Origin of the sequence: Paenibacillus protaetiae (assembly GCF_004135365.1) — a bacterium.
Lineage (GTDB): Bacteria > Bacillota > Bacilli > Paenibacillales > Paenibacillaceae > Paenibacillus_AP > Paenibacillus_AP protaetiae.
Map to the genome: position 1 here is coordinate 2,951,553 of NZ_CP035492.1, position 21,010 is coordinate 2,972,562.

Here is a 21,010-nt window from a genome sequence, read left to right on the forward strand (position 1 = left end):
TCTACACCTTCGTACCGCAGCTGGAGCAAAATTTGGCCTCCGCAGCCAGCTGATCTCCGCATTCCTGGCAAAAGCGGCGCTGCGGGCGTGCAGCTCCGCATTCCCCGCAAAATTTATCCTCCGGCTTCAGCAGATGGCCGCACTGCGAACAGGAAACATCCCCCGCCGGCTCCTTCTTCGTCGCCGTCTCGCCTGCATCGCCGCTTGGCTGAGACGGCTGGCCCGGATTATTCATCATCCCTTGAATCATCTGCCCCATCGCCATTCCGGCTCCAAGCCCCGCTCCGGCCCCCGCCAGCCCGCCTCCCGGATTATTCGCAGCTTCGCGGATCGACTCGGCCGTCTGGTATTTCATATACTGGTCGAGATTGCCTGCAATTTGCATCGACGATTTGCGGTCGATCATCCGTTCGACTTCTTCCGGCAAGGAAATATTTTCGATCACGAATCCGGCCAGCGCCAGCCCCATGGCTTCAAAGTTCGGGCCAATCTTCGCGGCCGCCCGGGCGCTCAATTCATCGTAATGCATGGCAAGATCAATAACAGGAATCGCCGATTCGGCAAGCAAATCGCTGATGCCCGACACGATCATCGTTTTGAAAAAACCGCCAAGCTGCTCCGGATGAAACGACTGCTGCGCGCCTAATATTTCACGCATAAACAAAGCCGGGTCCTTGATTTTAAAAGAATAGTTGCCGAACCCGCGCGCGCGCACGACGCCAAATTCTTTATCCCGCATCATGACGGGATTGGTTGTGCCCCATTTTTGATCCGTCTGGATCGTTGTATTCATGAAGTAAACATCCGCTTTGAACGGCGAATTGAAATCGTATTTCCACGACTTGAGCGCCGTCAGCACCGGCAAGTTTTGCGTATGCAGTTCATACCTGCCCGGTCCAAACACGTCCGCCACTACGCCTTCATTCAAAAAAACTGCAGCCTGCCCTTCGCGAACCGTCAGCTGCGCCCCCATTTTGATCGCATGATCGTATGCGGGAAAATGGTACACGAGCGAATCCGTATTTTCGTTCCACTCAATAACCTCGATAAACTGGCCTTTAATGAATGAGAACAGCCCCATGCTCAACCTCCGTTCGAGTCAACATGCATGAAATGATCATTTCAATTATTTCTATTATACGGTAAATAAAGGGATATAATAGCTTCAACACTGCCGCTGGCCTGCTTAAAATATATACGTGTCCAAAAAGCGGTTCCGGAACTTGCCGTCCGGGTCGCACTCCTTAGCCAGCGCTCTGAAATCCGGGAGCTTGGCGTACATCGGCTGCAGCTTTGCCGGTTCCATCGTAAACAGCTTCCCCCAATGCGGGCGGGCGCCAAACGGCTCCAGCTGTTTCTCCATCAGCGGCAGTACTTTGCGAACCGCCTCCCATTCCGGCTTCCATGTGAAATGAAAGGCAACGGAACGCTGCCCGCGGCATGGACTCAGCCACAAATCGTCGGCCGCGATCGTCCGAACCTCTGAAGTAAACAATAACGGCGATATAGCCTCGCGGATGCTGTCCAGCGCTGTCAAGGCAGCATAAGCATCTTCGCGGGCCACAAAATATTCGCTCTGCAGCTCCTCCCCCGCGCTAGGGGTAAAGTCCATCCGGAAATGCGGAAGCCGTTCATGCCATGGCCCTACAATGCCGCGCTGCTCGCTGCAATTGTCTGCGGCGCAGCCAGGCACCGGATGAAGATTAACACCGGAGAGCGCCGCGCCATAATAATCCGAATCCGCGATTACCGTGGCTCCGGCGCCAGCCGGCGCGATGCGTTTCAGCCAAACCTGATTGAACACGGAATCCTTCCAGTCCGTGAACAAGCTGACGCTGTAGCCTGCCGATACAATCGCATCAAAGTTGTCCTGCAGCCGATGCAGAGGCAGACCTTCATAAATATGCTGGGTCATTTGGAAAGCAGGAACCACGTCCAGCGTCAGCTTGGTCACAACGCCAAGCGCGCCTAATCCAACAACAGCGCCTGCGAACTTGCCGTCCTTGTCGCCGCGGGTAAACGTTACGGTCTCTCCGTCCGCCTTTACAATCTCTATGCTGTACACCGCCGCAGCCAGATTGCCGTTCTCGTCTCCCGAACCATGCGTAGCCGTCGCGCATGCGCCCGCCACCGTAATATGCGGCAGCGAAGCCAGATTGTGAAGCGCATACCCATAGCTATTCAAATACATGCACAGCTCTCCGTACCGAATGCCGCCTTCAACAGTCACCCGGTGATTCTCGCGGTCCAAAGCAATAACGCGATTCATCCGCTCCAGCGATATATGTGCAGCACTCGTATCCGCAATCCCGTTAAAAGAATGGCGAGACCCCAGCACTTTAATGGAATCGCTTTCAGCAACCAGCTGCTGAACGTCTTCCAGCCGTTCCGGCACATGGCATTCCACAGCGCCGTATCTATAATTGCCTGCCCAATTTCGTTCGTATCTCATCCTATTCAGCTCCTCTATCATTTAAATTGATATATTTCAACTATTATTCAGTTTAGCTTATTATAGCGTGCTTGTATAACCACAAGCCCGTTATCCAACTTCTATCGTTTGGCGTCACGTTTTTCCTTGTCCGTACAAGCCGGGGATTATTCGCACCTGTAACGCAACAATCCTGCTTGGCAGTCCTCCCGGCAATACGAATGCTTTCACCGCCGTATGGGCAGCATCCGGTATTTTAGAGGTCATTATATTTATGCTCCTTCCGGTTAGGAACAAAAAATAAACCCAGCTTCCTTTGTATGAAGGACTCTGGGTTTATTTTAAATAATAAAGCGATAGTCAGCGATGTTTTGGCGTATCCTGAAGGACAACGCCGCTCCGTTGCTTGCAGCCGCACATGGACAGCAGGGCTTGGCGCTATAGCGGCATCTCTACCGGTTCATATCAGATAAGCCGGGGCTGTGCTGATTAGGCATATCCGGCCATTCCGGCACCGGAAAGCCTTGTGGCGGATCAATGACGGTTAGCTGCCCGCCGTTCCGGCTTGGGCTTTCCCCGGAATAAATTTCGGCGATTCGGGTGTGATCCAGCCGGAAATTGAACTGGGCATTATGGTAGCCCTTATCAATAAACTTCCGGCATTCCGGGTATTTATTAATATCATAATTCGGAACGGGAAAACATTTGCCCCAATCGACGCCTAACGTCTCCAGCGCTTTGGCAAATGCGTTCTGATGGGCGTTATCGCGCACAATTAGAAAACCAATCGTTTCCCGGAATGTCTGGTTCGAGCTCATTTCGTAAATTCTTGACTTCTGCAGGACGCCTGTCGATTCGAGTACGACATTGTTCAGCATATCGGCAATCAGGTTGCCATGCGCATACACCCACGAGCCGCTCCACGGGTTGCCTCCGGCGTCTATTGGCAGCGAGCTTTTGGCTCCCATAATATAGTGATGCGGATTGCCCAGCTTCACCGCCTCATCAATTGGCGCTGCATCCGTACCCGCATTGCCCGGCAACGAAAGCCCCGAATCATTGAGCAGCTGATTAATGGTGGATTGCACCAGTTCTACATGCGCAATCTCCTCCAGAAACACGCCGCGCAGCAAATCGCGGTACTGCTTGTCCTTCCCCTGAAATTCGAGCTTTGAAAAAAATATTGCATCATCGTGCGCATTTCGCCAAACTGCCCGCCCAGCGCCTCCTGCAGTACCTTCGCCGCCGCCGGGTCCGGTTTGTCCGGCTTAATGATATTGATTAATTCTTCTTTGTAGTAATACAGCTCAATCCATCCCTTCGTACAAGATTGTCATTGCTTTTATTCCTAACTAGAGTGCCTTAATTGGACATTTTTATTTATCGGCAGCATTGGAAGGTGACGAATCCGCAATGGTAAACTTTTCAACTAAAGCTTTTGCGAATTATTGCAGAAAGGACAGCAGACCGGCGGGCTCGATGCCTCGAAAGACGCGAGAGCGCTGGCTGCTGCTGAATCTCAATCACAGCATCAAGGTCCTGAAATATAACCTTGGTTGCTGCGGCCATTGAAATGGACATGAGCGTATCGGCAAACCATGTTCTCGGGCAGCGCGTCATCTTCTCTTTGGGAGCGGAATTTCGCAGCCGCCTTAACGGCTTGTTTATGGCGATTTTCTTCGGCTGTGGCGCTCTGGGCTTCGCTTGGGAACATGGGCATACGCTTCAGGCGGCTGAACGGCAGCCTTGTCCATCGGTATGGCGCTGCCGGTTCTCGCGATGATTGATTATGCAACGGAAAGAAGCCGCAGTTGGCGAACTGCGGCTCATTGACTTGCGTTGCAAGAAATTTACATAGTTGGGCACCGGCGCTCCGTTCCCCATTTTCAAATGCTGAACCGCGGTTTTCTGTCCGGCTGCTAGGAAAGACAGCTGTACACCATGTTTCTTAATCGCGGATGTACATAAGGCTCCTGATTATTCACGAGATGCTGCGCATACATGACGGTCAACTGCGATTCGGGATCCATGATGGCGTAGCTGCCGGCCGCGCCGCTCCAGCCAAATTCGCCGAGCGGGGATAAAGAGCCGCTGTCTGCTTTAGAGATATGGGTTCTGACGCCAAGCCCATAACCGTAACCGGCATGATGCGCCCAGTTATAGTCACCCCTTGTATGCCCGTTCAGGTGGTCCGTCCTCATCAGATCGACGCTGGCAGCTGACAAAATACGCACGCCTTCCGGGCTTGTGCCGCGATTGGTCAGCGTATTCAGGAAAAGCGCATAATCGCGTACAGTGGATAAGAGACCCGCTCCGCCGCTCTCGAATTCCGTTCCGATGCGGTACCAGTCCCCGTCCATACGAACAGCCTTGCCCAGCTCATCATTAAATTCATATTGCGGCACAAGGCGGCTGTGCTGCGCTTCTGACAAGAAGAAGCCGGTGTCGGGCATGCCCAGCGGTTCTGTAATCTCTTCGCGCACGTAGGTGCTGAACCGCCTTCCGTCCACCACCTCAACGAGAGCCGCAAGAACGTCATGGCACAGACTATAGTTCCACCGGGTCCCCGGCTCGAACAGCAGAGGCTCCTTAGCGAGTGCTCTCGCAAATTCGCGGGTTGGCAGTCTTCCTTCCGTGCGTTCCGCAGCTTCCCGTATGGAGGGCGAATCAAGGTCATAGGAGAAACCCGCCGTCATCGTAAACAGGTCGCGGACCGTGATCGGACGTTCCGGCAGCCCGGTTCTGCTTCCATCGTCCTTCTGCTGCTTTCGCACCGCCGTTTCGGCGAACTCCGGCAAATAGTCGGAGAGAGGATCGCCGAGCAGAATCTCCCCTTTTTCAACCAGCTGGAGCGCAGCCGTGCATGTCATGATTTTCGTAAGCGAATAGAGATAAATTATTTTGTCCTCGTCAATCGGGGTGTTCGCTTCCAGATCGGCGTACCCGGCCCGGTAGCGGAAAACTGTCTCATTGCGGTGCATAACAACTACTTCTGCCCACGGAATGCGCCAGGCAGCGATATGATCAATAAACCGGGATAACGGTGCAAAGTTCATTATTCCTCATCCTCTGCTACAAAGTCTCCTTTCCATTATTGTACAAGAAGACGTTCCTGCCAACCCCGCGCTTAGGCGGACCAAGCGTGCGTATAGCCCAACTATTGGACGGATACGGCGAAATATAGACGAATGGTTACTTATGCGGACCGTTAATTTCACGTAGAATGACCGTAGAATACGGAAAAGGCTGGGATAACCATGTTAATCCAAAGAGACAAATGGCTGCAATATCGCATTCTTCGCAGTAATCCTTCTCTCGCCGGACGGTTGCCAGACACACAGCTGCTTCAAAAAAACGCCTTATCGAAAATGCTTCTTCACTATCAAAGCGTCGTACTGAAACCTCGCGACGGGCGCTATGGAAGAGGCATCCTGTTCATTAAACGGAACAGCGCAAACGCCTATCGTATTCATTACGAACAAAGAGCAGTCACCATGAGGGACACCGGTAAAGTGCTCCAACTGCTCCGTAAAAAAAACAAAAGTCGCGGATATATAGTCCAAAGGCGGCTGCAGCTCGCGCAAATTGGACACAAGCCGTTCGACATTCGGATCATAGCCCAGCGAAAAAAAGGCGTTTCCTCCCGTTGGAGCGTGACCGGTTCATACGCGAAAGTAGCTAAACAAGGATACCTGGTCACGAATGTGGCGAGCCGCACCATTCCAGTGCCCCAAGCGCTCAAATTAGCCCAAATCGGAAACCGGAGCCTGCTGGCCAGAGCAGAACGGATCGCATTGCAGGCTGCCAAGCGGCTGGGGGAGCGTTACCCCACGCTTAGGCAAGTCGGGTTCGATATTGGCATCGACCGGAACCAACGGATCTGGATCATCGAAGGCAATTACCAACCGGATTTGCGTCCGTTCCGGCTTTTGAAAGACCCTTCGATGCTTCGCAAAATCGTATGGTATAAGCACCATTAAAGCGAAAAAAAACGACCAGCCTTTTATCCACGGCCTGTCGTCTTTTAGCTTGGCGCCTACGCGGAGTCATGCCCCCGCTTCAGATTTCACCTGCATGCTCCAGGTTTACCTGCGGCCTTTGCCACTTACCACGCGCGTCACTCGGAACTGGTTTGCCCCTACTTGTATAATGGCAAACTGGCTGAAAGAAGTGCCGGAAGAAACGTATGGTTCCGCTTGAATATTTCCGCTTGGCGTTCTAACCGTTGCGCTAATTCTCGTCAACAAGCAAACTCCGCGGCTAGAAGCTCTCCAAGTTTCGTCGCGCTCCACAACAAAATTGTCGTTACTGCAAAAGATGGACGCATATTCAACTGTCCCAACCGCATTAAACGAAGTAGAGTTGACAATTTGAACGGGGTCATAACCCCCAGGTCTATTTCCCATTCTCAAAACCTCCTTGTTATTCATATAGTTCAGTAAATGCAACTGAATCGTTTTGGTCAGGTATAAGTGTGGACAAGAAAAAAAAGTACGTTTGTACGGTGATTGCGGGATCCTGCAGATACAGAAGAAAAGAACCACCCTCGTAGTTACGAGGGTGGTTCGAGAGCTATGGACAATATATCAATATAGCAGCCCTGATCGTGCAAAAGACTTAGAAGTTGAATAAAGATAGTATACCAGGATAGTTTATTTTTCTACCTTCAAGCAATTCTCGAATAGTAATTATCTGAATACGCGGGAACTGTCCATTTAATGCGTAGAAAAATCCTGCTGATGCAGATTCCTTCCTCATTGGTTGAGTAGGCTTCTGTAATGTAATCATAACCCCCATATCTGCTTTCTCTCTTTCTATCACTCCCCATAGTTCTCTCACATGTGCAACACTGACATTTCCGGCTTTAACAGAAAAAATTATCTGCTTTGTCTTTTTCTTATCACTATCGTGAAAATATAAACGACCATCAATGCCTTTATCAGCCCCTTTTTTCTGTTCATTTGGTCTAGCCCCCACCAAACCAAGTGCCCACCACTGAAACTGATAAGGATCTTGTCGTGCTAATTCTTCAGCGTCTGGAAGTGATGTTGGCTCACCTTTAACCTGATATTTTATTTGTTCTCCAAACCCTTTTTGAAGACGGTGTCTAATAAGAGCTATTGCGAGATGTGTTACATCAATGCCCACCCAATTTCTTCGAAGCTTTTGAGCAGTAGCAATAGAGGTTCCACACCCGCAGAAGGGATCCAGAATTGTATCACCTTCATTGCTGCTGGCTTTAATTATTCTCTCCAATAAGCCCTCAGGTTTCTGTGTAGGATATCCAAGTCTTTCTTGATCTTGCGGCGTGAGCCAACGCACATCTTCATCAATACCTAAATTAGTTCCAAATACTGTACCACTTGTATAAGGTTGAAATGCCCAAACATCCGGCAAAGGCTGCCCATCAGTCTCTCTTATGTACCTCTCATAAATTGGCCACGCTTGCCCATCCTCAATTGTTATATATCCTAATTCTAATAATCGATCTAACTTCTGATGCTGTGATAGCTTGGAAATATCTTCATCCAAGTCTTCAATCAGCGCACCAGGAATTGCCCAATGCCTCCCTTTTGCAGAAGGATCTATACCGCGCCAAGGTTTTCCAGATTCACCGCCTCTGACACCTGAGCCAGTTAACACATTTCCATAATAATTAGTTCGATAACCCTTCTCATCAAGAATAAAATACTGCTTTACATGACCTTTCATATATGGCTTCTTAGGGTAGTTCCAATTAAAATTATTTGTTTTAGTATAAAACAAAATAGTATCATGTATCGGAGCAAAACGTTTCATCTTATTATGAGAGCCTGTTCTTCTCCAGATAATCTCACTCCGAAATTGTTCCTGTCCGAAAATTGAATCCATAAGTAATTTCAAATAATGACTAGCCGTTGGATCACAATGTAAATATATTGAACCAGTTTGCTTTAGGACTCTGTGTAGTTCAACTAATCGGGGTGCCATCATCGAGATATACGCCAGCATATCACTTTCACCTAAAAAAGCTCTTATTGCTTGCATAAATCGGGATACTTTCCCATTAGGATTCAGTACGGCCTGCTCATAAGCCCTTGCAGCTTCATCATCCCAATGCCACGTGTCTTCGAATGCTTTAATCTGTGCTTTAGAAGATGTACCATCTTTTTCTTCAAACAATACATTAAAATTTTGATTACTGTTAAACGGCGGGTCCAAATAAACAAGATCTACTGAGTATTCTTTAATATATCTGCATAGTATATCTAAGTTATCCCCATAAAATAGTATGTTCTTATCCAGCCTCATCACCATCCTGGTCTCCAAGAATGGTATACGTTATGCTTGTAAACAGTTGTACAATTACCATAATTTACAAAACATCTTATTTGATGATCTTTATGCATAATTCGCCTAAAACGAGGTTACCACTAGAAACATTGCTCCCGTACATCCCCTTGAATCAGTGGCTCTCTACTGGCTAAATCAACAGCTCCAGCAAGTCCTTCCTAATCACAACGCACCCTCCTGCAACGGGACTATTAGATACAAAAAGACCACCTCATGAGGTGGTCTTTTTGATAGTATTGGTGGGGGCGAACCGCGGCTGTGCAAAACCACAATTCGCCGCTACGTGTTGATGCGGATGCTTAGTGAGGCGGCTTGAAAACGGAACCTTCCCGAAATCAAGAAGTTCATCGGTAGCTATGTAGAGAAGGTGATCGTCTATAAGGAACATGTAGAGCTTATCCTAAACCTACATGTCGATGAAAAAACAAAATCCACAATTCGCCGACGGGTTTAGAGTACACAACCTCAATTCTAACTTCAGCGTTAGTGCGATCTTAAGCATACCCATAATCAGACGATCCATACTGTCTAATAATGGATCCTCTTTTATTTATTCTTATAAATAAGCCCTGTATTTAGATTGAATACTTTCTAATACATCTTGAACTTGTAATATTGGAATGCCTAGTCTGGTAGCCACCTTATTAATATTACGATCTTCCAGCATCAGTGAAATCACTTGCTTTTCCATTCGAGACAATTGATCTGTAAAGCAGTTTACATCAAAAAGAGTATCATCATATGGATCTGCCCTTAAAACATCATTTAATGTTGCTGAGACACTATGAGGAGTTAAAGGTGCATCAAGTGAGATGATAGATTCCGGTTTTCTCATCGCCCATGCTTCTTTGTTCTTTTGTTTCAAAATTAATTTAACCTGAGATAACATGTACTCTTTAAAACTTCCATGATGTGTCCTGTATGTACGGATAGCATGAATGATTGCGAATGTACCTTCTGCAATTCGATCCTCTAATTCCAACCCTTTATATGCTGCTTTACATTCCTGAGTGACAAGAGAAGTATAATATATTACAACATCTTGTTCGGTAATCTTTTGCATTATATTGTTCCTGGGATGAATTACTTCGAATTCGAAACTTAGGTGCAGTCAGTTTACAGCACTTAATAGAACTTCTTAGACGGGCTTCTCTACACCCAGAAAAGCTGAATACAGCCTTAATCAACAAAAATGAACAGTTAAAACCACCGGGATCGTTAAGGATCTTGCACAGAAATACGAAAAAAGAGCAATAGATTCGTTCAGTACCGAAAAGACGCCAAAGCAACAAGAAATCCTTCAGAAACTTCGAGCCATGGGGATGATAACTTAAAAGGCCAGCATCCAAAAGGGGTGCTGGCCAATGTTACGATTTGAGAATTTTACATATACGTTTTCGGGATCTGTTATATTTTGAGTTTACACCGTTTTGGGGAAGCTTTCTGCGGTGTTTTCTTATTCAAACCCTTCTATGTCCTTTACTTCAAACCATTCTCCGTCTGAACCTCATGCTTTCCACTTTATCCATTTTTGAAGCTATTTACATGCCTTCGTGACTTTTCTCACTCTTCTTCCTTTATTTTTACAGCTATATAAGCCGTAAAGCTAATTAGCGTTAATAAAGCACATATCTTAAGCAGTCTTTCCATTTGCACAACATTTACATTTATTAATAAATACCTGAAGGTATCGGCTCCTTCTGCAACTAATACAATGAAACCTGGAATTAAATAAATAGTCAGAAGTAAAAACAAAAATGTTATGGTCAACAAAAAGTTCTTTAGTATATGCTCACTTCTCAACAAGTTTCCAAAAATAATAATCAAACACAAAACTATGATAGCAACGATGAAAAAACTAATTAAAGCACTCAAAGAGTTGCCCTCCTCTAAATGAATTAAACAGAGCACAATTGTGCTCTGTTTTAATAATACATGAATAATAGGAGAAGGACATATTATGTGTTTGCGCTCCTATTCCAGAGTTATAAATATCATTCCCATTCCACATAAAATAAGAAAATTTAAGTTTTAAACTCTTTTGTCCTGGAGTATCATAATGTCCAACTGTAATAACTGTATCAAGACTATGCGTCATAAGAGAGAACTCTTTTGTTTTAGGAACAGTTATTTTAACTCTTCTTGTTTTCTCACTTCCACTATTATCGAACACTTTAAGAGTATTTGCGGCAACACTTTCACCCTTAGTATATTCCAAACCGAAAGTCAAACCTGTTTTAGGTAACGCAAGTCCCCAATCTACTTTAAGTTTAACACTAGAAAGAGTGGAATATGAAGAATCCCAAAGGCAAAGTTAATTGCGGTTTATATTTTTATAGGCTAAAAATGAGTTAGCGTTACTTGCTGTAAATGCCGACCGCACGTTTGAGAACCGGTCCTTTTTGTTTTAACCGGCTGGATCCTCGTGATCTCCGGCACAATCGCCTGAACTATCCGCTTCGTGCTGTCTGCATAGGCTTCATCAATAAATGTCTTCACTACCCTTGATGCAATGTTTTCCGGCGTGAATAAATCCTCATCCATATGGTCATTTAAAGCATCTGCGATCTTCTGCAATTTCTGATACTCTGCCCTCTTCAAACCAATGACAAGCGATCGATACTTTAAATACGGATCAATAAATTCACTAAAAATCCCCATCCCTTCACCCCTCTCTTACTTGAAAATGCTCCAAACGTTTGGAATCCCTTTCTGATTCGTAACAGCAACCAGTTTTTCCGCCGGCTCTTCAATCCTTGTGATTTTCACCCACTCCATGCCAGGTGCTACTTTTTGAATGATGGTTAAATTCCGTAGCGCATATTCGATCAGAAGCTTGGCCGCATGTGCAAAAAACGAAAGCCCGAGCGCGATCTGCAGCTCCGTCAGTTGCTCCACTACCGGCTGCGACAGTTTGATTTTAAACCGGCCTGCCCCCTCTTTGCCAAAATCAATGAGCGAATTTGCGTCTGCTGTTTCAAATCCTGGATACATCGTATGGCCCCGGTCGTTCACAACATACGGGCGTTTAAAGTACGTTCGGAAAAACTCAATCGCCGTTTCGTCATACAAAGCGGCTTCCAAAAGCCGTGTGCCGACATCGCCTTCGGGACAATTCAAATGACGCGCAATCCGATAAATGTAAACTCGATGCTCATCTTTTATGTAAGGTGCTGTATGCACTTTCTTATCCGATCTTGTCTTTCTTGTCTTTCCACCTTGCTCTTCTGCCCTCCCCTTCCCCAAAACAAACGCCTCCATTCAGCTCATTATTCGTGGAACCGTGTTCCGCAGTTCCTACCATAATTCTATGAGACAAGAGGGGGTTAATATGCTAGAAACTTGTCCAAACTATCTAGTAATATGGGATATTTTTTTGAGGAGGAAAAAACATGTTACTCGTTAAAAAACCTTTTTTACAATGGACGGCCGAAGAGAAAACACAGTTTGGCAAAGAAGTTCTGGACTACGCACGTGAAACCGGACAATTGAAAAAAAGTAAAAAGAAAAACCGCCGGCAAAAATAAGAAATTAAGGCGGGGTTCTCTAATAAAGGTCTGTAATATCAGTTTTGATTTACGTTAAAATCAGACGTTTCCTTGCCAATCCGGGAACGAACCATTCCCATCGTTTTCCGGGCCGCGCCATTCGTAGGGCCGAGGAAGTGGACGGCCTCCGGATGAGTGCAGACCGATTGCAGAGCTTCGCTTTCAATGTAACAAAACAGCCGGCTCCCCGGCTGTTTTCCTATGCTACGACGTATTGTCCTCTCATCTTCCTTGAAATGAACCCCTCTGCCTCCAGTTCCTGCAGCGTACGCCGAATCGTCGCCTCCAGTGTATTCGTCTTTTGTAGCTTTGTCGGGAAATTCTTTTTGATGCTTTCGAACACCGTTGCCGGCGTAATCTCCTGCAGCCTAACCATTACGTTTTTCACTGCTGTTTTCCAGGTCACAAAAGCATCTGCGTCCATTTTTTTGTATTGCGCCGGCGCCAGAATCCACAAATCCCCTCCTGGTCGGTAGTCCGTTCGGAAAAGCAGCAAGTGCTCGGTAACAATAGGAATGAATTTTCTTTCGCAGTACTCACCGGCTTGCGTTAGCCCCTCACTGACTTTCACAGCACTCACCGGCGTGCATCAGCTCCTTATTCGCTTTCGCAGCACTCACCGGCTTGCGTCAACTTCACTTACAGAAAAATAAAGAAGGAGCAATGGTTATAAACCCCATTGCTCCTTCTTGTCTTCGGCCACTCGCCTTCAAAAACATACAAGCCACCACCAATACTATCAGAAAAGCGACCTCTATCATTTAAATCAAAAGTTTGCCGTTTATTCAATCATAAAATTGCCGAAAAGACAACTGAATGGTCAGCTTTTTCACAGTAAAACCAATCAAGATTAAACCATATGATTGCCGAAGGTTCATTATAAAAGCAATCGTTTGCCGAAAGTACTTGAATCAAGTTTTCTTTTCCACAAATTCTTTAATCTTCTCATAATAATAATTCATCAATTCTTGTTTGAATGTTATATGTGTATAGCCCATGAGCTTTTTTAACATTGATGTTGTCGGCACTGATCCATTCGCGTGATAATAATCTTTAATGACAATTTCCATTTTATTTTTTTCCATTTGTATCTTCTCATTTTTCTTATTTGTCCTATGGTTGGTATATTTTGTTGCCAGCATTTTTGCTTCTTCGGGGAAGCTTTTCCGAAGGTATGATTCTTGTATGTTTAGTTCCTTTGCAATATTATTGAATGAAAGAGGAGGGTCATCACTTAGAAAATCTGTTAGTTTATTCCGTACTATTTCCTTATCAATTTTTGACCATTTACTCTCGAGCATGAAATACTTTTTTGAGTCTTGTAGTAATTCATTAGGCTTTCTTTTAATTTGAGTAAACTCCCCTCCAGTGCACACGCTGACTAATTCTATCCCTAGAACGTAACAAAACCATAATAATAAATTAAAATGGGGGTTAGCTGCGCCCCTGCAATAAGCATTTATTTGTCTTCTCTTATTTTCCAACAAAAAAAGCCTGGATAATACTCTGTCATTATTATCACAGTAATTTTTTCGGAAAGACTGAAGTGCATTACATATTGAGGATGTGTCAACAAATTCTTTTGGATACATCAATAAATTTCCGATACTATCACATAACCACACTTGGAATAAAAGTTCATCTTCCGATTCAACTAGTCGGACTTCATTAACGGAAGCCAAAGACTTAAAACAATAAATACAGTGAGATGGCAATGAGCGGTTATTAATAATTGGTATCTCCATATTGCAACCAGGGCAACTTGTCTGAAGTAATGTCTTATGTACTGGACATATTTTTATTAACTCAATCGACCATATTAAAGGGTCATAAAGTGCCTCCCCCTCTTTTTCCCACTTAGAATAACATTGTATGCACCAATGTTTTTGCTTCTTAACAATTGCCTTATTTCTAGGGATAAACACCCATTTCTTTAGATTCATTTCGGAAATATCTGATCTCTGGGTTAATTTTGTTAGGGCATTCTCCATATCCGTGCATATGGTCCCAAAGCAGTTAATTGAAAAAGCGTCTTTATAAAAAGTGCTGGTCACTTTATTCGAATGATAAGGATAAATTCTGGGATTCTCAAAATTCGGGGAACATTCAAAAGAAACCAAAGACCCGACGTCAGTGCAATGAGCCTCTGACAGCCGGGTTATATAACTAACTAAGCCTTCTTTCATTGCCGTTCCCAATCCTCTTGGCTGCAGCGGATAAAGACGACTCCTAGTATCCATAATATGCTTAACTTTATCCTCGTCTATGCTAAGAACATCAAACAACAAATTATCCTCCATTATTAATTCCAGAGAAATTACACAGCATCCGCATCTGATTCTGCTTTAGTTTCTCCGGTGCTCCATCCGGTAGCATCTCTTGTCGGTTTTCTATTCCCCGGTTTTGGATTTTTTGATTTACCCTTACCGTTGGTCTTCTTATCTTTCTTTCCCTGCGCCGTGGAAGACTTCTCTCCCTCCTCGTTTTCCTCTACTGGCAATGTATTTGCCATTAATAAGTTATATAACCTAGTTCTTTTTTCATTACTATCTAATAACTTAGCCTCGCCTTCGGTCGCCTCTCGAGCCATCTTTATACACTGATCTAGGGAAAGCGCATATTCTCGGAAATCATCCATTGTTAATGACTCATTCCCCTTTAGCAATCCCATTTCCAATGTTTTAGTCAACCAATCTTTCAAGGTACCAATACAACCGATACATCTTTCGTAGAAAAAATCGGTGTTCCCAACAAGGTCGGGTTCACTCTTTAACGGCATGTTCTTTTGAAACATATATAGCGAACTCTCAAACCAATCCATATGCTCCGGATTATCCATACGATACCGTTGAAAATGAACATCGTCGCTTCGCCGCGATAACTGCCCACTTAAATTCGTAAATTGCAGCAGTTCATACGTTCCTATTAAAACAATCGGTGTATTTGAAAGAGAGGCCATTGATTTTATGGTATCCATCTGGCTTCTTAATCTCCTCCCGTTAGCCATTTTCATCATATGTTGAGCTTCATCTATCAGCAAAACAATTGGGCGACGGTTTTTTAATGTTGATTCTACCGCAATTCTGAATTTGCGATTCGGGTCCTGCGCTTTTGTTTTTGGTAATCCATCTCTTTCACGTAACGCATCGTAATCGATTTTATTGTTTATTGCTATTTCTCTAAATTCTTCAAGTAATCGAATGTAAAAGTCCTTCCAGTCAAAAATACCAGTATCTGAGGCAACAGCTTCTAAAGCAGCATATGGAATTACTCCTTTATCCATCTCAAGCACAGGCATCATTCTTTCAATGATCGTACTTTGCACCTTTTTATAAATGGTTGTTTTCCCCACTCCACTTGGACCATACAAAAACTGAATACTTCTATTAGAAGGATTAAAAATGTTGTCAATAAATTTATTGTAGGCTTCAGTTAATAACGGATGAGCAACTGTATATTTTTTAAAATAATTTATTTTCTCTTTAGTTGATTTATCGAGCAAATGCTTTGGAAACCCAAATGATTCTTCCTGTTCTACTTCACATCCAGTAACTTCATTCATTTTAAAACTCCCCAAAAATTTTATACTTAGATCCTTGATCCCGCAGCGTTGCATTAAAAGAAGCTGAATCTGAATCCTTCGAACCATCCTTCTTGTCAGAAACAACTGCTAACGGTTTAGTCTTCAATTCTTTGTTTTTAATTGCTGCATGATTATTGATACTTTCGCTCGCTTTACCACCTTCAATCACTGTAAACGTACTTCTCACTTCACTATCTCGAAGGCGTTGAAGTAGCAAGGCTTCCTCTGCTTCAACAGATTTCAAAAAATTAGCCAACTTAGAGGCAGAAATATATACTTCCTCGCCGCGAAGCCTCATTCTACGTTTAAGCTCTTCTAGTGCCTGTTGAACTTCCTTCTCTGTCCGATCTACAAATACGCTGTAATACTCAGAATTCATGTATATCCATGTATTACGAATATAAGCGTACGCTACACCCATGTTAAAGGGGTCATACCTAACTGGAACTTGTCTTCCAGCAAACTCGGGATCAAGCAAGCTCTCTGACCAGTAATATATGTGATTGATTTTAATCCCTTTACTGGGATCTAGCTTAGCTGTTCCTTTTTTAGTCGTTGGGAGAGTGAGCATATAAAACACTTCGTCATACGCCACATAAGTAGATGTCCTTTCTCCCGAAATGGCTATGCCATTTAAAAATTCATTTCTAGGCGTTCTCCCCAAGGTCGGATGTTCAATAGTATCATAAACTTCATAAGCAAATTCCTTCAGCCTATCAAGAAATCTTCCAAATGTCCAAACTGCGTTATTTTTAGGATTAACTGCTGCTGTTACTTGCCGAACGTTCTTCATCAGTTGTGTATTCCCAAGCAAATTATCAATAAACATTGTATTATTAGTGCCAAATAATCTCTCAATTACAGAGCCATGCTTTGGTTTACCCTTACGCAGTGACTTACCTACATTATAGAGGGCGAGAAGCGTTTCAAAATAAGTACTGCCAAATTCCTTACCACCGTCGACTACTATGTGCTTAGGTAATCTTGAATGCCTTCGTACACATTCCCTTAGCACCATCATGTTCGAACGGTATCCGGGCTCATCAAATGTTAAATATATAGCTAGAATCCTTCGAGTAAAGGCGTCAACTAAAAAAGTAACCCAAGGCTTCCCTAAATTTTTTTGTGTTTTCGAGCACTTTAGCTCTATATCTAGCTGAGTATGGTCCAAGTGACATATTTCAAAAGGGTAATCGCCATGACGAGGGGTGGTTAAGAATAGCTCCAAATAATTTGGCTCAAGTGCATAGGCGACCTTCCTACCTTCCCTTTTTAAAGTAATATCGTATTGCAGCCGCTTCTTTATTTCCTTCAGAAAGCTTGTAAGGCTAGGTGCATGGTAACCTCTTTCTTCGCATTCCGTAACAAGCATCTTCCAGACTGTGCTTGCGTTTCGGTTTACAACAGTTTCATACTTGTCCTCAATAAAAGTATTCATTAACTCAATTAATTCCTTCGAGAATCTTCTAACATAATTACCTGGCTTCCCATCTCTTAATAGACCCACATATCCGTAGCCAAATAAATGCTCTGCATTTTTATATTTGGAAACCCAATACCGAAGAGTTCGATCCGGGACATCCCCATACGAAATTCGGTAACCATCCAGTATTGGCTTTATTTTTTGATATCTGTAGTTGGCAGCTGCCAGATCCTCTTTTGATGCACTCTTTAATTTTTCGATAACCTCCTGCTTTTTTTTCGTTTGAGAAATTGAAAGGCCTTTAATTTTCCCCTTCTGAACTAATGTCATAAAACTTTCACGCGGCAGATCTATTTGTTGTTGACCTTCCTGTGCCAGTAAGGAAATACTCGTTTCTCCATCATTAAGAATAATATGGGCTCTTCCATCCCACTGGATGGTATTCCCCGGACAAACCTCCACTTTTGTAATTGGAATTGATCCCGCACCCACGTCCTCATCTAAAAAAGAGTAAGCTTGTGCCATTTCTTTATCAGGGAATATTCTGGCCCTATCAATTTGTGTGATACGCACTCTATTTAGATCAAAGTATAAAACATCAGAAACAATAAGTTTATAAATATCATCTGAGACAAAACCATTCTGATCATCTAGAAGCTCCTTTAAAGAAATTCCAGGCTGCTCCATCACACTATCGAGTAAAATCTTCTTGGCATTTTCATCTACAACTAAAGAATCCGAAAGTAGATAATCCTCCAGAAATCTAATGTTATTTAAATAAACCCAATTAATATCCTTTGACGAACGAACTCTAAACGATAAACCAAGCTTCTCAGCATATTCTTCAGCTGGAGGCATATACCAAGTTCCATCATCTGCTCGTACATAAAGATAAGGTTTCTCCTGCGAAAGCTTAATGAGTTCCTCTTCAGTTTTCCATTCTTCCCAACCAATAAAGTCTTCGCCGATTTCAAAGAAATCAGGATGATACATACGTCCGCTATTTTTCCCATTTACTTGGTACCTAATTGTAAATGGAGGAGGTTGATCATAAAATTCATACACGTTTAGATCATGCTCTTTTTCGTAAATCCCGGCAAACTCAACCCTATGGCTTTCAAATTGTATTGTTACCCCCATTTTTTTACTGGGGTAGTTCCCAGGAGTATTCCCCGCCCACTATTTACCCGACGGGACGGCTCCGAGGAGCGAATAGTTTCAATTATTCTACGAGTCTCTGGACTTATCCCTTTCCTAGTAAATAAGTTCACCAAATTAGCAGGAAGCATGAATCCTTCTCCTATCCTCAAAATCAATTGCCGATAGTATAACAAATTTCTGCATTGGAAAAAATCTTCAGTTTTCTGAATACTTATTTATTCCCTTTGCTTATCTGTGTCCTGATTATGTCTTCAACCTCCAAAATTATTTCGTTCATAATTTGCCTCCAGTAATCGTTTTTTTAGATGGTTCTTAACTTCAGCTTCCCGGAAAATAGCTGGTTTTTTCATATACTGTTCCAGTTTTGGTACAGTTGGATGTTCCCCTCGTTCGGAACTCCACATAAGTGCAGTGTCTACTTCTCGTCTAATATTTTCTAATCGATTACGTTTCCGTTTCTTCAAATATTGCTTCCATTTCATTGCCTGGGCTTTACAAAGGGCAGGGAAGTGATTGTATAGTGTCTTTTTATTACACCCGATTTCATCTGCCATAGCCTGTACGTGCATATAACCATTTGCTGAATTCATCACCAAGTTCTTAGCTATCGACCTTACTTCGATAAGAGGACGAGTTGTCAACTTGATATTTATTTTCTTTTTTCTTTTCGCAAATATAACTGGGGAGTAATCATCATTAAAATGGCCTAAATAGAAATCAACAATATCGATTCCATACTTATTGCAAATTCGAAGTACATCCTCTAATTGAGGAAGGTTTCTTCCCTTGTACCATGTCCAAAAAGTCGTCTTCGGTACAGATAATTTCCTTGCCGCACCAGTAATATTTGAGTTTTCTTGAGCTACAATGCGATTTAACGAAACTACTATCCCATCTTTATTCGGAATTTGCATACTCTCTAACAAACGCTCTACCATTTTTGCTTTACTATATTGTTCATAATCGCATCTATCCGTTTTTTCTGTATTTGCTCTCCCAAGCCAAGCATTACAGTGCGAACAGAATCCTGAAGAACTACGTCGATCAATTAATAAATTTGTTCTTGTACAGCTCGGGCAGAGATCTGTTAGAAACCGATGATGTTTTCTGCATACAGAGACTGCTCTTAGCGACCATATTAAGGGTTCATAAACAATGGCCGAAATTGACTGTTTCATTTCTTCATAACACTCAGGACACCATGCTCTCACATTTCTCAGTAATCCTCTTTGGGGTATAGCTTTTGCAAATCTCAGCAAAGTGAGTTGTTGCAGATTTGTATTCCCCGTTAGATCATTCAACATAGTCGAAAACTGTTCGGCAGCGACTGAGTTTCCATTAATCATGTGTGATGAATCATAAAATCCGTTCCCACCCCTCTTCGATATTTCATTTAAATAAAATTTGTTGAGGTACGGAGTGAGCACATCGATAAACAATCGACCGGTTTTAATACAATGTTCATTAGCCAATCTCGCAATATAACCAGCGAGACTTTCAACCATCGAAGTGCCCAATCCTTGAGGTGATAGCTGAAATAGCCTAGTTGTTCTCTTCCAATCAAGAGAGGTATCCGTATCGTGCCAGGTCTTAAAATGATGTACTGCTTTCATCACCGAGGTACCTTCCGACGGTATTTAGATCCAGATTTTCCAAATCTCTTTCTTGCGATTTTTAAACAGTCAAGTGCCTCATGATATTCTGTCAATCGTTTTCCCTCGAAAGGAGTAATCATAACTTGTCTACAGACATCTCCATCCTCGATATTCCCTATAATCACTGTTGAGATATCATCAAGACGATACAATACCGGTATAGTTCTTTCATAATGTGTTGAGCATCCAAACCATTGTTCCTTTATTGCTCGCCTACATGTATACGTTCGTGTGTTAAATACAATACCATTTGGGGTTATTGTTGCTTTTTCCGATTTATACATTATTCCCACCCACCATCATTAATATTTATATTTCGATAAGTTTATAATAAATTATTGAAATACAGATATAACTAGTAGGTTTTTGGTCGCTACGCCATTTATTTCTTCAACGCAAAGAAACGCCAGATCCATGAATTAAGACGGCGGACGTTATAAGTTATGATTTATTCTGGAATGGTGTAATTCCCACGACGTTTCGATTATGCTTTAATGCTGATAAGAGGGCGGATCATGGAGACAATGGTATATGTATCCTTGAACGGAGTTGTTACGGAAGCAGTAGGCACGCAACCCAAAGATGCGTTGTTATTTGCACCTTCTAAGAAAGCGCGGCGCAAGTTATACTTGAGCCGCAGGCGAATCGACGGAGAAGCAGTCAATTAATTAAAGAATGTCTTGAAAAAGCGTTCAAAAGTTAAATGGCTCGTGAAACGAAAAAGCACTTCACGAACCATTTCCCTACCCGAATTTAAAGTATCGTCGATTAGAAAAACAGCGACAGTCTATGACTATTTTCCGGTCCTAGGCTGCCGCTGTTTTTATATTCGTGCCAGTCTAAACCCATTTCAACGAACCTGACGTTTTTTGTCAC

18 protein-coding genes and 2 pseudogenes are annotated in these 21,010 nt (G+C 43.5%); 4 read left to right on the forward strand and 16 right to left on the reverse strand.

What is annotated here, in order from left to right; all coding sequences use genetic code 11:
* Position 1: 1 nt before the first annotated feature.
* From ET464_RS13640 to ET464_RS13650, 3 genes and pseudogenes are all read right to left on the reverse strand, one after another.
* Complete coding sequence (locus tag ET464_RS13640; RefSeq protein ID WP_129441749.1) at positions 2-1,081, reverse strand: SPFH domain-containing protein; 1,080 nt, start codon at positions 1,079-1,081, stop codon at positions 2-4.
* 105 nt (positions 1,082-1,186) lie between these two features.
* Positions 1,187-2,452 carry an FAD-binding protein gene (locus ET464_RS13645; protein ID WP_129441751.1) on the reverse strand — a complete coding sequence of 422 codons (1,266 nt, stop codon included), beginning with the start codon at positions 2,450-2,452 and terminating at the stop codon, positions 1,187-1,189.
* Positions 2,453-2,883: 431 nt separating this feature from the next.
* Positions 2,884-3,737 (reverse strand): annotated as a pseudogene (locus ET464_RS13650) (manganese catalase family protein).
* Between the two features lie 246 nt (positions 3,738-3,983).
* Between ET464_RS13650 and ET464_RS20380 the strand changes: the two are divergent.
* Positions 3,984-4,264: pseudogene (locus ET464_RS20380) on the forward strand (MFS transporter); the annotation flags it as partial.
* An 86-nt stretch (positions 4,265-4,350) separates the two neighbouring features.
* On the opposite strand, the gene ET464_RS13660 reads toward ET464_RS20380, so the two are convergent.
* Complete coding sequence (locus tag ET464_RS13660) at positions 4,351-5,487, reverse strand: serine hydrolase domain-containing protein (RefSeq protein WP_129441753.1); 1,137 nt, start codon at positions 5,485-5,487, stop codon at positions 4,351-4,353.
* 201 nt (positions 5,488-5,688) lie between these two features.
* Here ET464_RS13660 and ET464_RS13665 point away from each other — a divergent pair, with 201 nt between their 5' ends.
* Complete coding sequence (locus tag ET464_RS13665) at positions 5,689-6,411, forward strand: YheC/YheD family protein (protein WP_129441755.1); 723 nt, start codon at positions 5,689-5,691, stop codon at positions 6,409-6,411.
* A 105-nt stretch (positions 6,412-6,516) separates the two neighbouring features.
* Here the strand turns inward: ET464_RS13665 and ET464_RS13670 are convergent, their stop codons facing one another.
* From ET464_RS13670 to ET464_RS13700, 7 genes are all read right to left on the reverse strand, one after another.
* Positions 6,517-6,837, reverse strand: coding sequence for a hypothetical protein (locus ET464_RS13670; RefSeq protein ID WP_129441757.1), 321 nt, complete (start codon positions 6,835-6,837; stop codon positions 6,517-6,519).
* A 211-nt stretch (positions 6,838-7,048) separates the two neighbouring features.
* Positions 7,049-8,722 carry a DNA methyltransferase gene (locus ET464_RS13675; protein ID WP_165280002.1) on the reverse strand — a complete coding sequence of 558 codons (1,674 nt, stop codon included), beginning with the start codon at positions 8,720-8,722 and terminating at the stop codon, positions 7,049-7,051.
* Positions 8,723-9,320: 598 nt separating this feature from the next.
* Positions 9,321-9,827 carry an RNA polymerase subunit sigma-70 gene (locus tag ET464_RS13680; protein ID WP_129441761.1) on the reverse strand — a complete coding sequence of 169 codons (507 nt, stop codon included), beginning with the start codon at positions 9,825-9,827 and terminating at the stop codon, positions 9,321-9,323.
* Positions 9,828-10,327: 500 nt separating this feature from the next.
* Positions 10,328-10,639, reverse strand: a complete 312-nt coding sequence (locus ET464_RS13685; RefSeq protein WP_129441763.1) for a hypothetical protein — start codon at positions 10,637-10,639, stop codon at positions 10,328-10,330.
* Positions 10,623-10,982, reverse strand: coding sequence for a hypothetical protein (locus ET464_RS13690; RefSeq protein WP_129441765.1), 360 nt, complete (start codon positions 10,980-10,982; stop codon positions 10,623-10,625). The genes ET464_RS13685 and ET464_RS13690 overlap by 17 nt, the downstream gene beginning before the upstream one ends.
* Positions 10,983-11,104: 122 nt before the next feature.
* Entirely contained in the window at positions 11,105-11,425 is a 321-nt protein-coding gene (locus tag ET464_RS13695) for a hypothetical protein (protein ID WP_129441768.1), read from the reverse strand.
* A 15-nt stretch (positions 11,426-11,440) separates the two neighbouring features.
* Positions 11,441-11,884, reverse strand: a complete 444-nt coding sequence (locus ET464_RS13700) for a hypothetical protein (RefSeq protein ID WP_129441770.1) — start codon at positions 11,882-11,884, stop codon at positions 11,441-11,443.
* Between the two features lie 272 nt (positions 11,885-12,156).
* Here ET464_RS13700 and ET464_RS20600 point away from each other — a divergent pair, with 272 nt between their 5' ends.
* On the forward strand, positions 12,157-12,291 hold the full coding sequence (locus tag ET464_RS20600; protein WP_279630097.1) for a hypothetical protein: 135 nt from the start codon (positions 12,157-12,159) through the stop codon (positions 12,289-12,291).
* Between the two features lie 220 nt (positions 12,292-12,511).
* On the opposite strand, the gene ET464_RS13705 is transcribed toward ET464_RS20600, so the two are convergent.
* The 5 genes from ET464_RS13705 to ET464_RS13725 all read right to left on the reverse strand — a co-directional run bounded on the left by ET464_RS13705 (position 12,512) and on the right by ET464_RS13725 (position 20,092).
* Complete coding sequence (locus tag ET464_RS13705) at positions 12,512-12,892, reverse strand: helix-turn-helix domain-containing protein (protein WP_129441772.1); 381 nt, start codon at positions 12,890-12,892, stop codon at positions 12,512-12,514.
* Positions 12,893-13,223: 331 nt separating this feature from the next.
* Positions 13,224-14,597 (reverse strand): TniQ family protein, encoded by a 1,374-nt coding sequence (locus ET464_RS13710; protein WP_165280003.1) that lies wholly within the window; start codon positions 14,595-14,597, stop codon positions 13,224-13,226.
* A 32-nt stretch (positions 14,598-14,629) separates the two neighbouring features.
* Positions 14,630-15,874: an ATP-binding protein gene (locus tag ET464_RS13715; RefSeq protein ID WP_165280004.1), complete on the reverse strand. Its 1,245-nt coding sequence runs from the start codon at positions 15,872-15,874 to the stop codon at positions 14,630-14,632.
* Between the two features lies 1 nt (position 15,875).
* Positions 15,876-18,383 carry a TnsB C-terminal domain-containing protein gene (locus ET464_RS13720; protein WP_165280005.1) on the reverse strand — a complete coding sequence of 836 codons (2,508 nt, stop codon included), beginning with the start codon at positions 18,381-18,383 and terminating at the stop codon, positions 15,876-15,878.
* 347 nt (positions 18,384-18,730) lie between these two features.
* The gene (locus ET464_RS13725) at positions 18,731-20,092 is read right to left on the reverse strand and encodes a TniQ family protein (RefSeq protein WP_244226771.1); all 1,362 of its coding nucleotides are present in this window, start codon (positions 20,090-20,092) and stop codon (positions 18,731-18,733) included.
* A gap of 557 nt (positions 20,093-20,649) precedes the next feature.
* On the opposite strand from ET464_RS13725, the gene ET464_RS19855 reads away from it, so the two are divergent.
* Positions 20,650-20,802 carry a hypothetical protein gene (locus tag ET464_RS19855; protein ID WP_165280006.1) on the forward strand — a complete coding sequence of 51 codons (153 nt, stop codon included), beginning with the start codon at positions 20,650-20,652 and terminating at the stop codon, positions 20,800-20,802.
* Positions 20,803-21,010: the final 208 nt, after the last annotated feature.

Coding starts and splice junctions, on each gene's coding strand:
- ET464_RS13640 (WP_129441749.1), bottom strand. CDS start 1,081: ATGGGGCTGTTCTCATTCATTAAAGGCCAGTTTATCGAGGTTATTGAG.
- ET464_RS13645 (WP_129441751.1), bottom strand. CDS start 2,452: ATGAGATACGAACGAAATTGGGCAGGCAATTATAGATACGGCGCTGTG.
- ET464_RS13660 (WP_129441753.1), bottom strand. CDS start 5,487: ATGAACTTTGCACCGTTATCCCGGTTTATTGATCATATCGCTGCCTGG.
- ET464_RS13665 (WP_129441755.1), top strand. CDS start 5,689: ATGTTAATCCAAAGAGACAAATGGCTGCAATATCGCATTCTTCGCAGT.
- ET464_RS13670 (WP_129441757.1), bottom strand. CDS start 6,837: ATGGGAAATAGACCTGGGGGTTATGACCCCGTTCAAATTGTCAACTCT.
- ET464_RS13675 (WP_165280002.1), bottom strand. CDS start 8,722: ATGAGGCTGGATAAGAACATACTATTTTATGGGGATAACTTAGATATA.
- ET464_RS13680 (WP_129441761.1), bottom strand. CDS start 9,827: ATGCAAAAGATTACCGAACAAGATGTTGTAATATATTATACTTCTCTT.
- ET464_RS13695 (WP_129441768.1), bottom strand. CDS start 11,425: ATGGGGATTTTTAGTGAATTTATTGATCCGTATTTAAAGTATCGATCG.
- ET464_RS20600 (WP_279630097.1), top strand. CDS start 12,157: ATGTTACTCGTTAAAAAACCTTTTTTACAATGGACGGCCGAAGAGAAA.
- ET464_RS13715 (WP_165280004.1), bottom strand. CDS start 15,874: ATGAATGAAGTTACTGGATGTGAAGTAGAACAGGAAGAATCATTTGGG.
- ET464_RS13725 (WP_244226771.1), bottom strand. CDS start 20,092: ATGAAAGCAGTACATCATTTTAAGACCTGGCACGATACGGATACCTCT.
- ET464_RS19855 (WP_165280006.1), top strand. CDS start 20,650: ATGGAGACAATGGTATATGTATCCTTGAACGGAGTTGTTACGGAAGCA.